Here is a 12356-nt window from a genome sequence, read left to right on the forward strand (position 1 = left end):
GCTAACCTCGAGCAATGGTTTCAACGATCATCTCACGCTGCTCTTCAGTAACCCACCAGCCACAAGGAATATGCAACAGATTGCCATAGAAAGAGTCGAGCCCTGGCAGTTTGTTTTCAGGATAGGTGAAAATGGTATGATAATGATTGGGACGATGCAGCTTCGAAGCCATCACACCTTTCTCAGTGAGTTTCTTCTGAATATCTTCCCAGTCCTCACTCACTAAAGTGTATAACCAATAACTAGGGCTTGCCTCACAATCAAAAGAACCCGTTGTTACACCGGAAACATCCTTCAACTGAGCATCATAATATCTGCCATTGCTCTTGTGAATATTAATAATACTATCAATATAATCTAATTGCACAAGCCCGATAGCGCCCGTCACATTACTCATGTTATATTTGAACCCAGGCGAAGTAATATCGACTTTGGTTCTGTCTACTCCTTTCTCCATGCCAAACCAGCGGATTTTCTTTGCCGCTGTAACTTGCTCAGGATTTTTAATAACTAAAATACCACCATCAACTGTAGTCATATGCTTTATCGCCTGCAGCGAATAAATAGCATAGTCACCATAGTTTCCAATAGTCTTTCCACCGTATTCTGAACCCAACGCATGTGCACAATCTTCAATTAATGGAATGTTGTATTTACGTGCAATCTTGCTAATTTTTTCAAGCTCAACGGGGTAGCCTGCATAATGCACTACAAGAATGGCTTTTGTTTTATTCGTAATATGGCTTTCGATAGAGTCTACCGATATGTTGCCTGATGTATCAATAACATCTGCAAATACTGGCTTTGCTCCAACATAGAGAATAGACAGATTTGTTGGTTCTGCGGTCATACTTGTGGTAATAACCTCATCACCAGCTTGTACACCCGCCAAAAGCAATGCTGTATGGAGAGCAGCTGTCCCACTACTCATACCTAAAACGGTGCCTTCAATTTTAAAGTGAGACTTGAAGGCATCCTCAAAACGATAAACATATTCGCCTTCAGCTAACATTCCGCTATAGAGTACATCTTCCAACGCTGGCATGATTTTTTCTTTTGGTGCCATCGCGACTTTTACTAATGGAATCATTATTATTCCTTAAATTCGTTGTAAAAAACTTAATATTTTCTTGGAATGCACATCAGCCCTTAGCTTTAACCACATTTCATAATTATAATTATGCTGAGTCAGCTCGGGCTGTCGTTGATATAATTCGCGAATCAATGGGTCATGAAGAGGAATAATCACTCTGGTTTTTTTTATTGAGCAAAAATTATTTGTAATGATATCTATTGCAGTGGCAACATCACCACTGTAACTCACAAAAACATACCCTGCCCCATCATGCAAGTAATGAACGATTGTTCTATTATACTCTAAGTAGCCTTGCCGACTCGTATAGGTTGGCTGCGATTCAAAATCAACAATTATCTGATCACAGATACCTTGTAGCTCGTTTTGTTCATTAACTTCTAAATAGGCAAGCGGTTCATCCACTTCAAATCCAAATTGAGCATAAAAATCATGCAATGAAGTCCAAAGCAACAAATAGTCTATTTTCTTTTGTTTACATGCTTTGATTGTTTCATGGAGTAATAACTTTGAATAACCCCGACCACGAGCTTCACTAGTAATAACTACCAGCCCAATACTTCCAAAACAGTAATTTTCATCATATTCAAACTTGACGATAAGCCCGCCGACCACTTGCTCACATTCATTTTTAATAACAACATTCAAAAATTTATGCGCATTTTTGATAAACGGAAAATGATCATATAATGTACCTGACCGTTGTTTATTAATGATAAACTCCTGCTCCGACAATTTATAAAAATCAGGATCTAACCGGCTCAGGACATCAATCTTCATTATCAACCTCAGTATTCATTTAACATGATCGGTATTCTTGCAGCAATGTGTTAAAGGGAAAAAAAGTCTCTTAAACATTTTGCAGATAAATCTTTGGCAGACAGGATTGGGCTCTCCATTAGCGGCCATTCGATATTAATATCTGGATCGTTCCATGCAATACTTTGTTCTGACTCAGGGTGATAAAAATCCGTCGTTTTGTAGACAAATTCAGTATTATCTTCCAGCGTAACGAACCCGTGAGCAAACCCTTCAGGTATCCAAAGTTGTCGTTTATTGCTTGCTGAAAGTATGACTCCAACCCATTTCCCGAAGGTTTCTGAGTCGCGGCGGATATCGACTGCAACATCAAATACTTCACCCGCTATGCAGCGAACGAGCTTACCTTGAGCATGAGGATTTTCCTGAAAATGCAAACCTCTCAGTACATTTTTACTGGATTTAGAGTGGTTGTCCTGGACGAAATTAATTTTATCCCCGACTGCGGCATCAAACATAGTTTGGTTAAAGCTTTCGAAGAAAAACCCGCGGCTATCACCAAAAACTTTTGGCTCAATGATCAGTAAATCAGCGATTTCTGTTTTAATAACATTCACGTATTAATACCCTTTGATCATTTTTAGCAAGTATTGTCCATATGCATTTTTAGCAAGTGGTACCGCTAATTTTCTAACCTGCTCTACATCGATAAACCCTTTTCTAAACGCGATCTCTTCCGGGCAAGCTACTTTCAGTCCCTGTCTTTCTTCAATGGTCGCAATAAAGTTGCTCGCTTCAATAAGACTCTGATGAGTACCGGTATCCAACCATGCATACCCGCGCCCCATCATGGCAACGGACAGACGCCCCTGTTCCATATAGATACGGTTGATATCGGTAATTTCTAGTTCGCCACGAGCGGAAGGTTTGAGGTTCTTAGCCATTTCAACAACACTGTTGTCATAGAAATATAACCCCGTCACCGCATAATTACTTTTTGGTTCTAGTGGCTTTTCTTCCAGGCTAACAGCCGTTCCAGCTTTATCGAATTCCACAACGCCATAACGCTCAGGATCGTTAACATGATAGGCAAATACTGTCGCCCCACTTTCTTTGCTGACCGCCGCATCCATTAGCTTCGGTAAATCATGACCGTAAAAGATGTTGTCGCCCAAAACTAAAGCACAATCATCATTACCGATGAACTCTTCGCCAAGAATAAAAGCCTGCGCCAGCCCGTCCGGACTTGGCTGCACTTTGTAGTGCAAGTTAAGTCCCCACTGGCTGCCATTGCCTAGCAATTGTTCAAAGCGCGGCGTGTCCTGAGGAGTACTAATAATCAAGATGTCACGAATACCTGCCAACATCAGCGTAGAGAGCGGGTAGTAAATCATCGGCTTATCATAAATTGGCAACAGCTGTTTACTTACGGCCATTGTCACTGGATATAATCGAGTCCCAGAACCACCTGCGAGAATAATACCTTTACGCGTTTTCATTTCATTATCTCTGAATGTCAAATACCTAAATGGGTATTAACTTAAAATTAAATCATTGTTGTAGTGAAAAGCTCGGTGAGCATACGTTTAACACCACGCTCCCACTCTGGAAGAACCAAGCCAAAATTTTGCTGAAACTTCTCAGTATTTAATCTTGAATTATGTGGGCGTTTAGCCGGTGTGGGATAAGATGATGTTGGCACGGCGTGAAGCTTGTTGAGTGCCAGAGTAATGCCAGCGGCACGCGCCTCCTCTAAGACCAGAACAGCATAGTCGTGCCACGTCGTGGTACCACCTGAGACCAGATGATATACACCGGCAACTTCTGGTTTAACCATGGCTATACGGATTGCATGTGCGGTGCAGTCAGCAAGCAATTCGGCCCCCGTTGGGGCACCAAACTGATCGCTTATGACCGATAGCTCTTGGCGTTCTTTTGCCAGGCGCAGCATTGTTTTAGCGAAGTTGTTGCCTTTACCGGCATAAACCCAGCTGGTTCTGAAGATCAAATGATTGGGGCAATGTGCCTGCAGCGCTATCTCACCAGCACGCTTGGTTTCACCGTAGACGTTCAGAGGTGCGGTCTCATCGGTTTCTTGCCACGGTGTTTCACCGTTGCCGGGGAAAACATAATCGGTTGAATAATGAACAACCCATGCGCCAATTTTAGCTGCTTCTTTCGCAATCGCCTCCACGCTGGTAGCGTTCAGGAGCTGTGCTAATTCGGGTTCTGATTCTGCCTTATCTACAGCCGTGTGGGCTGCGGCATTGACAATGACATCCGGTTTAATCCGACGCACTGTTTCGGCAATACCTTCCGGGTTACTGAAGTCACCGCAAAATTCCTCTGAGCGAACATCCAGAGCCGTGACTTTGCCTAATGGCGCCAGGGCGCGCTGCAGTTCCCAGCCCACCTGCCCTGTCTTACCAAAAAGTAAGATATTCATTTACGCTCACCGTAATTCTCTTCGATCCAGCTCTTGTAGGCGCCGCTTTTCACATTTTCCACCCACTGCTGGTTATCCAGATACCACTGCACCGTTTTACGGATCCCTGACTCAAACGTTTCCTGAGGCTTCCAGCCCAGCTCACGAGAAATTTTATCAGCGTCAATCGCGTAACGTCGGTCATGCCCAGGACGGTCAGTAACATAGGTAATTTGTTCACGGTATGAACCTGACTTCGGCACAATTTCATCCAACAAATCGCAGATGGTATGCACAACTTCGAGATTTTTCTTCTCGTTATGTCCGCCGATGTTATAGGTTTCGCCGATCTGGCCCTGCGTCACCACGGTATAAAGCGCACGCGCGTGGTCTTCAACATACAGCCAGTCGCGAATTTGATCGCCTTTGCCGTAAATTGGTAGCGGTTTCCCTTCAAGGGCATTCAGAATTACCAGCGGGATCAACTTCTCAGGGAAGTGGAACGGGCCGTAGTTATTCGAGCAATTGGTGACAATCGTTGGAAAACCATAGGTACGCAGCCAGGCGCGAACCAGATGGTCACTGGAAGCTTTTGACGCGGAGTAAGGGCTGCTTGGCGCGTAGGCAGTCGTTTCAGTAAACAGTGGCAATGCTTCGCCCTGTGCAACTTCATCCGGGTGCGGAAGATCGCCATAAACTTCATCAGTAGAAATATGATGGAAACGGAATGCTGATTTCTTAGCTTCGTTCAGCGAAGACCAATAACGACGCGCTGCCTCGAGCAGAACATAAGTCCCAACAATGTTGGTTTCAACGAAGGCTGCCGGGCCGGTAATAGAGCGATCAACATGACTTTCAGCGGCCAGGTGCATGACGGCATCAGGCTGATGTTCATGGAAGAGGCGATCCATGCTTTCTGCATCACAGATATCTGCATGTTCAAAGCAGTAGCGATCGCTGTTTTCTACCGTCGCCAGTGATTCAAGGTTTCCTGCATAGGTTAATGTATCAACGTTCACAACCGAGTCTTGTGTTTCGTTGATAATATGGCGAACGACTGCGGAACCAATAAATCCGGCACCGCCGGTAACAAGAATTTTCACTAGAACAGTCTCTCTATTATTCAGTTATTATTTTCCCGTCGTATCCTTGCGGGAAAAAGAAACGTCAGAACGTATTAGTCTAAATGGATAAACTTTTTAATGCTTTATTTTGGCCACGCTACCGCCCCTGGCTCAGCAGCTACCAGATCACTGTACAACTCATCGATAGGTCTTTCAGAACACATTTAGGATAAATCCCCGCAATTCTGATATTTCATGCCGCGATTAACAAGGGAAATTTTAGGTCTATACACTTCCCTCAAAAAATGGTAACACCATGAAATAGCACAATTTCAGTGATTATTTATAACGCAAAACGGCGGCTAATGTTCTGCCCCTGTCTTAGGCCGAACGCTACGCCACCGTTTAGCAGATTATCTTCCGTGATAACCTCTCAAATCACACTCAGTCTCTTAACTGAGAAGCTTCTGAATGCTCTCGCGAAACTTTTGACCTTCCTTGTGGTTACGCAGTCCATACTGAACGAATGCCTGCATATAGCCCATTTTCTTACCGCAGTCGTAGCTCTCACCGGTCATCTGCATCACTTCGACCTGCTGGGTTTCATTCAAATCCGCAATAGCATCGGTTAACTGAATACGGCCCCACGCGCCCGGCTCGGTTTTCTCAAGCAGCGGCCAAATGTCAGCGGAAAGCACGTAGCGGCCCACCGCCGCGAGATCGGAGTCCAGCGTTTGCGGCTGATCCGGTTTTTCAACAAACTCAACCATCCGGCTCACCTGCCCTTCATTGAGCAGCGGCTCTTGGGTGGTTATCACGGAGTAGGCCGCCAGGTCTTCGTTTGGCATATGCTTAGCAAGTACCTGGCTACGGCCAGTCTCATTGAAGCGAGCAACCATAGCAGCAAGATTGTAGCGCAAAGGATCGGCGCTTGCGTCGTCAAGCACAACATCCGGCAGCACCACAACAAACGGATTATTACCAACGATCGGCTGAGCGCAAAGGATGGAGTGCCCCAGGCCGAGCGGCTGAGCCTGACGTACGTTCATGATGGTGACGCCAGGAGGGCAGATAGACTGGACTTCCGCCAGCAACTGGCGCTTTACGCGCTGTTCAAGCAGCGCTTCCAGCTCGTAAGAGGTGTCGAAGTGGTTTTCAACGGCATTCTTGGAGGAGTGGGTCACCAGCACGATTTCTTTGATACCCGCGGCAACAATTTCGTCGACGATATACTGGATCATCGGTTTATCAACGATTGGCAGCATCTCCTTAGGGATAGCTTTGGTCGCAGGCAGCATATGCATGCCTAAACCGGCTACCGGGATAACTGCTTTTAAATTAGTCATTCTTAGTCCCACCTCTAAATGGTTGGAAGATTATAGTCTTTTCGTGCTCTGATGCCAGCATGAATTCATTAAGCGAATGGTTCATGCTATCGCCGTCCACGGGCAAACGAAATATGTTAAAACCGCTATTTACGCTTCTGTTGACTCAGAATTGTCGTAAAAAGGGTTGCATTATTATTTGCGTGCGGTCGGCAGGGCGAAATTGAGGTTTTCGCTGTTAATGTAAAGTTGATCGACCCGATCTATATCCACCGAGCTTTGCCCTTTTTCGTTTACTGCATGAATATTCGCCAACGACAGCAGCGTGTCATCTTTGGCCATAAACTTCCCGCGCACATCTTTGCGAAGGTCGAAATTTAGCTTCAGCGCTGGCCCTACCGTAGAGAGCTGCATCACATTGATATTGCGCATAAAAAGATGCTGAGGTTTGTTATGAAACTCAAGCGTAGCGCGCTTCAGCGTGACGTTGGTCATTGCCACAAAAGAGGTCGCGTTACCGGAGGATACCTGGATGCCGCGCAGCGTGTTATTCAACTCGCTATTATCAAGCTTGATATCGTTAAGCTTAAAATTTTGTGGGATAGACAGATAATTCCCCTTTATCACGCCATAACCAATCAACATCCCTGCACTATTGACCATATCGACATTATCAATCACGAAGTTATCGCAGCCATATATCGCGACGCTGGCGTTATCGATCCCTGCGCTGCGGCTGAAGGTTGGGTTAATATTGCGCGCCTTTACATTGCGAATAAGAAAATGCTTCCCATTCTCAACATGAACTAGCTGCCGGCAGTTGCTGCCGGTGATATTTGCCACCACGAAGTTTTTTACTGCCTGATCTTCAGGGTAATTATTGTTATAGGTGCTGCCCGCCAGCCCAATACCTATCCCCCAGTTAATCTTTCCGTTAGTACAATTGATATTGTCGATAACGTGGTCAGAAATCAGCAGGTCATGGTCGTTTATCGCCACATTCCATTCAATGGCATCCCCTTGCAGGTGGCTGAAATGACCATTGGTAATGCGCACGTTCTCCATCCGGTTGTGAAACCCCTGGCGCAGTATCGCGTAGTTGGCATCGTGTACCGTGATGTTATCAATAGTCAGGTTACGCATGGTGCGGTTATCTTTGCCGCCAATGTAGATCTGCGCGACATTAACAAACCCGCTCATATCGATGCCTTTGATAGCGCAGTCGGACCCTCGTACATCCAGCGTGATGTTGTTAAACCGCCCTTTTCCCTCGCCCACAATCTGGCAGCCATCCTGCAGCACAAAACGCCCTTTGCCGTTGCCTTTGAGACCACCGGCAACGTGTAGCGTTTTCCCCTGCGGCATGAAAATCGCGGTATTGATGCTGTCACAGACTAAATCCGCCGGCACCTGTACGACGTCCGCCCTGGCAAATGCCTGCTTAAAGGCGGCGATCCAGTCGTTTTGATAGAAATCTTTAACATTGACCTGAGATCCCCGACCGATAGCTTTTGCCGGGCCGGGAATAAGGGATGCAGCCGCCAGCGCAGAGCCGGCGGCAAGCAGCTTACGGCGAGACAGGGAAAAAGGAATGCGCTTCAGTGGATTGCTTTTCGACATAAGTCCTCATCATAGGATTCGGTGATTTACAGCGTCTGAAGCTGACGGGCAAGCTGCTGGTAGATAACCTGCTGATTGAACTGGCTGGCGACTTTCTCTCTGGCGCGCGACAGCATCAACTGCAGGTCGCTTTCCGACACGGAAGCAGAGGCCTGCAATTTGTCGGCGAGCGCAAAAGCGTCCTTTTCCGGCACCAGCCAACCCGACTCATCGGCGTCGATAAGCTCGGGGATTCCGCTATGAACGGTTGATACAACGGGGATCCCGACGGCCATCGCCTCCATCAGCGCAACGGGAATACCTTCCATATCACCGTCCTCACCGGTGACAGAAGGCAGCAAGAAGAGGTCGGCGCTATCGAGCATCGCTTTCACCTCATGACTCGGCTTGAAGCCGGGCATAAAGACCACGTCCTCCAGCTGCAGTTGCTCAATCAGCGTCTTCAGACGGCGCTCCCAGGGGCCAATGCCAAGTATGTTGTAGCGAAATGCCACGCCGCGCGCCTTCAGCAGGCGGCAGGCTTCAATGGCAATATGCAGCCCTTTTTTTTCCGTCAGGCGCGCCACCGAGACAATCTCCAGCGGCGTGCCCGGCGTTTTCATGGGCCTCAAAGAAAATTTGTCCATATCCACGCCCATCCGGGATACCGCAATTTTGCTCTCCGGGCAGCCCATCTGCTTCAGGCGGCTCGCCCAGAGATTGCTTATCGGCAACATCAGATCTCCGCGCTCGAACAGCTGCCGATATTCAGGCGTGTAGTGAGCCAGCGCGTCACGGTGCGAGATATCTATGCCGTGGAATACGGTGGCAATTTTGCCCTTTAGCAATCCAAGCTCCTTGAGCTTGGCTGCCGTGACGCCCGCCGGGCCAAAATGCGCGATAAACACATCGGCCTCCAGCGGCTGTTTCTGCCGCCCGCAGATAGATGAAAGGATAAGGTTACGGGCTTCATCGCCATAGCGCGCACGACTTAAGGCTCGCCAGGTTCTGCCTCGCAGGCCTCCGCGTAGCGTATTCAACGCGCGGCTTTGCAGCTTGGCGACTTTACCCTCTGGCTCATCAAGCAACCAGACGGTTTTTTCCGAAAGCCCATAGCTTTTAAACGTCGCGTGGGTATTGGTCAGGTCGCCTTTTTGCAGGGCAACAATCTCAACCTCGTAGCCCATGTCGATAAAAGCGGTGATCTGATTCAGCACAAAGGTTTCCGAAGCCAGCGGAAACTTCAGCAGGAAGAAACCAACCTTCATTTCCCCTCCTTGACTCGCTCAAGCACCGATTCCACCATTTTCATGCCGTTTGCACGCTCGGCGCTCACCGCCGCCGCAAGCCGCTGGTTAATCGGCGGCAATTGCCCCAGCACGTCAGCAACTACGCCCTGTAAAGAACCGTCCAGCAACTGGCGAATATCGATGGCCATTTCAGGCATGCCGAGCTGCTGCATAATGCCTGCGGATTTGTGTTCGTAGTTGATGGCAATGGCCGGCGTGCCGAAGTTCATCGAGATAATTGCCGAGTGCAGGCGAGTCCCCACCGTCAGCTCGCAGGCGGCGAAGATTTTGCCCATCTCAAGATCGTTGAGTTCGTCCATCACCACGTGATAGTCATCGGGCTGCCGGATGTACTGGCGAATGTTGAGCGCCACCATGCGGTCATCTTTGTTATAGCTGTCGATGCCGGTGCAGGTGGAGAGCGCCAGAACCTGGTAGCCCTGCTCAATGGTGCGGTTCACCACTTCGGCAAAGGCCCGCTCATAGGCTTCCTGGGTGGTGCCCAGCCGCTTATCGAACGGCGCAAGTTCGCGCAGCGTAATCGCCACGGTTTTCTTACCTTCAATTACGCCAAGCCAGTGCTTAACCGCATAGCTCGGCACAAAGTCCTCTTCATGCTGCGCCACCAGCCATGCCGTATCGACCCCTTGCTCGACCTTGCTGGTATCTATCTGGCTCTGTTTCATCAGATCCAGGCTCACGGTTTCACGCAGGATAAGCGACTTCGCGTGGCCGAAAACGTAGTTAGCCAGTTGGTTAAACTGCGGCTCCTGGAACGGACCGACGCTGTGGCCAATCATGTACACGGGCTTGCGGGCCATAAAGCTACACAGCGCATGCTCGAATTGGCTCACACCGTACAGATCGACAAAAAACGAGCCGCCAACCTGAATAATCGCGTCGTATTGATGCAGCGACTTAACAAAGTCGATAAAGCCCTGCGGAATAGCGATATTGCGCAGACGCCCGGAATTAGTCGCCTTCGCCAGCAGCACCTGGTGCTGATATTTGCGGCGCAGCACTTTTTTCACCCGGCCCACAATCCCGGCGGCATTGTTGTACTGCTTCATTTGCTTATACAGCCCGTCGCCCAGCACCGGGCGCCCCAGCAGCCAGGCTGAACTCACCGGATAGCGACTCATGACATCCACATGTATGCCGTCATCAAGCGTGGTAATGGCATCGATCAACCCGCGCAAAATGGCGCTATCACCGCGGTTGCCGCAAGTATGGTTGCCAAGAATAAGTAATTTCATATCGACCTCTATATTTATGACGAAGCGGGAAAAAGCGTGTTTTTTCCCGCTTCGTTGTTATTAGCCAGCGCGGAGCAGAGCTTTCAGACGTTCGCTTCGGCAAAACTGTCGCTTCATTTCGACGATCAGCGCATTGCGGGACAAAATAATCATCACCATAAAAGCGGCAGCACCCGCCGCGACCTGTATGCAGAGCAATGCCGCCAGAGGCAGATGCCCGTTAAGCGCCACGCCAAGCCCGGCGCTGACAATCAGCGTCGGAAGCGACAGATAAAAAGGCAGCCAGATGCTGAGGATGTATTCCCGGTAGCTGGAGCCCAGCACCGGCTTGATCATGATGAAATAGCTGAGGACGGTGTTAACCACCTGAACAAGCAGAAAACCGAGCGTGACGCCGAGCGCGCCGCCCAGCTGGCCGCCGATAATAATGGCCGGGATAAACAGGAAGGTTTTAAATACGTTGAACTTAAAGCTGATGTCCACGCGGGCCTTCGCCATCAGCAGCGACCCTATCGGGTTACCGATGGAGCGCAGCAGGCCGACGACGCACAGCAGCTGAAGGATGGGCGTAATGAACTGCCATTTTTCCCCGAACACCAGCGGAACGAAGTTATTTGATACCACCATCAACCCCAGCAGCGCCGGGAAGTTGATGATGCCGACAATCGACAGCAGCTTGTAGAAGTTCACCCGCAGCTTCGCGGTGTCATCCTGAATCTTGGCAAACGCCGGGAACAGCACGCGGGTAATGATCGGGTTGAGCTTCATCGGCGGGACAACGGCGACGTTATAAGCCAGGTTATAACCACCGGCGACGCTGGCGCCGAGAATACGCGCCAGCACCAGCGTGGAAAGGTTGGTATTGACGTAGTTGATCACGCTATCGGCGGTCAGCCATGCGCCAAACTTCAGGTTGGAATTGACCGACTTCAGGGAGAAGTGGAATCCCGGACGGTAAATCTTTCGTCCAAAGAAGCCAAACAGCGAGGTGCGTACCGCGGTGTTCACCAGGTAACCGATGATTGCCGTGATGGCGAACGGGTAGTACATCGCCGCCGTAACGGTCACGCTAAAGCCCACCAGCACGGACACCGTCTCAATCGAACCGATTTTTGAGAACTCGAGCTCCTTTTGCATCAGAGCACGAAACTGCTGCCCGTGTGGGATGACGATAAAAGCAAAGGAGAGCGTTTTGATCAGCGGCGACAAATCCGGGTTATGCAGCACGCCGGCAATCACATCGCTCAATAAAAAGATCGCGACACATACCACAACGCCCAGGCTGACGTTTAACCAGTACAGCGTGGTTAGCTCCAGCTGGCTTATCTCTTTGCGCTGGATAATGGAGTTGGCAATACCAAAATCAGACAGCGTATCGGCCAGGGCGATAATCACCAGCGACACGGTAAGCAGGCCAAACTGGTGGTTATCAATGGTTCTGGCCAGAATAGTCATCTGCGCCAGCCCCAGGCCAATAATAATGACCGTGGCAATCGCGGACCATTTTGCGCCGCTGATGGTTTTTTCTCTCAGGCTCATTTCGGGT

Annotated in this window: 11 protein-coding genes; all 11 read right to left on the reverse strand. The window is 49.0% G+C overall.

Annotated elements, in window-relative coordinates; translation table 11 throughout:
- Position 1: 1 nt before the first annotated feature.
- A complete protein-coding gene (locus VGM55_RS16060) occupies positions 2-1090 on the reverse strand; it encodes a DegT/DnrJ/EryC1/StrS family aminotransferase (RefSeq protein ID WP_331636007.1) in 1089 nt (362 codons plus the stop codon).
- Positions 1091-1099: 9 nt separating this feature from the next.
- Positions 1100-1873, reverse strand: coding sequence for a GNAT family N-acetyltransferase (locus VGM55_RS16065; protein ID WP_331636008.1), 774 nt, complete (start codon positions 1871-1873; stop codon positions 1100-1102).
- A 50-nt stretch (positions 1874-1923) separates the two neighbouring features.
- Positions 1924-2469: a dTDP-4-dehydrorhamnose 3,5-epimerase gene (rfbC, locus tag VGM55_RS16070; protein ID WP_331636009.1), complete on the reverse strand. Its 546-nt coding sequence runs from the start codon at positions 2467-2469 to the stop codon at positions 1924-1926.
- 3 nt (positions 2470-2472) lie between these two features.
- Positions 2473-3351 carry a glucose-1-phosphate thymidylyltransferase RfbA gene (gene rfbA, locus VGM55_RS16075; protein WP_331636010.1) on the reverse strand — a complete coding sequence of 293 codons (879 nt, stop codon included), beginning with the start codon at positions 3349-3351 and terminating at the stop codon, positions 2473-2475.
- A 47-nt stretch (positions 3352-3398) separates the two neighbouring features.
- On the reverse strand, positions 3399-4298 hold the full coding sequence (gene rfbD, locus VGM55_RS16080; RefSeq protein WP_331636011.1) for a dTDP-4-dehydrorhamnose reductase: 900 nt from the start codon (positions 4296-4298) through the stop codon (positions 3399-3401).
- On the reverse strand, positions 4295-5380 hold the full coding sequence (gene rfbB, locus VGM55_RS16085; protein WP_331636012.1) for a dTDP-glucose 4,6-dehydratase: 1086 nt from the start codon (positions 5378-5380) through the stop codon (positions 4295-4297). Before rfbB ends, rfbD begins: the two co-directional genes overlap by 4 nt.
- A 413-nt stretch (positions 5381-5793) precedes the next feature.
- Positions 5794-6687, reverse strand: a complete 894-nt coding sequence (gene galF, locus VGM55_RS16090; RefSeq protein ID WP_154187965.1) for a UTP--glucose-1-phosphate uridylyltransferase GalF — start codon at positions 6685-6687, stop codon at positions 5794-5796.
- Between the two features lie 174 nt (positions 6688-6861).
- Positions 6862-8286: a colanic acid biosynthesis protein WcaM gene (gene wcaM, locus VGM55_RS16095; RefSeq protein WP_331636013.1), complete on the reverse strand. Its 1425-nt coding sequence runs from the start codon at positions 8284-8286 to the stop codon at positions 6862-6864.
- 26 nt (positions 8287-8312) lie between these two features.
- A complete protein-coding gene (gene wcaL, locus VGM55_RS16100; RefSeq protein ID WP_154187967.1) occupies positions 8313-9533 on the reverse strand; it encodes a colanic acid biosynthesis glycosyltransferase WcaL in 1221 nt (406 codons plus the stop codon).
- Positions 9530-10810 (reverse strand): colanic acid biosynthesis pyruvyl transferase WcaK, encoded by a 1281-nt coding sequence (wcaK, locus tag VGM55_RS16105; protein WP_154187968.1) that lies wholly within the window; start codon positions 10808-10810, stop codon positions 9530-9532. Before wcaK ends, wcaL begins: the two co-directional genes overlap by 4 nt.
- 60 nt (positions 10811-10870) lie before the next feature.
- A complete protein-coding gene (locus VGM55_RS16110) occupies positions 10871-12349 on the reverse strand; it encodes an MOP flippase family protein (RefSeq protein WP_331636014.1) in 1479 nt (492 codons plus the stop codon).
- Positions 12350-12356 lie beyond the last annotated feature (7 nt).

This window comes from Cedecea sp. (assembly GCF_036500665.1).
Taxonomy (GTDB): Bacteria; Pseudomonadota; Gammaproteobacteria; order Enterobacterales; family Enterobacteriaceae; genus Cedecea.

Coding starts and splice junctions, on each gene's coding strand:
- VGM55_RS16060 (WP_331636007.1), bottom strand. CDS start 1,090: ATGATTCCATTAGTAAAAGTCGCGATGGCACCAAAAGAAAAAATCATG.
- VGM55_RS16065 (WP_331636008.1), bottom strand. CDS start 1,873: ATGAAGATTGATGTCCTGAGCCGGTTAGATCCTGATTTTTATAAATTG.
- rfbA (WP_331636010.1), bottom strand. CDS start 3,351: ATGAAAACGCGTAAAGGTATTATTCTCGCAGGTGGTTCTGGGACTCGA.
- rfbD (WP_331636011.1), bottom strand. CDS start 4,298: ATGAATATCTTACTTTTTGGTAAGACAGGGCAGGTGGGCTGGGAACTG.
- galF (WP_154187965.1), bottom strand. CDS start 6,687: ATGACTAATTTAAAAGCAGTTATCCCGGTAGCCGGTTTAGGCATGCAT.
- wcaM (WP_331636013.1), bottom strand. CDS start 8,286: ATGTCGAAAAGCAATCCACTGAAGCGCATTCCTTTTTCCCTGTCTCGC.
- wcaL (WP_154187967.1), bottom strand. CDS start 9,533: ATGAAGGTTGGTTTCTTCCTGCTGAAGTTTCCGCTGGCTTCGGAAACC.
- wcaK (WP_154187968.1), bottom strand. CDS start 10,810: ATGAAATTACTTATTCTTGGCAACCATACTTGCGGCAACCGCGGTGAT.
- VGM55_RS16110 (WP_331636014.1), bottom strand. CDS start 12,349: ATGAGCCTGAGAGAAAAAACCATCAGCGGCGCAAAATGGTCCGCGATT.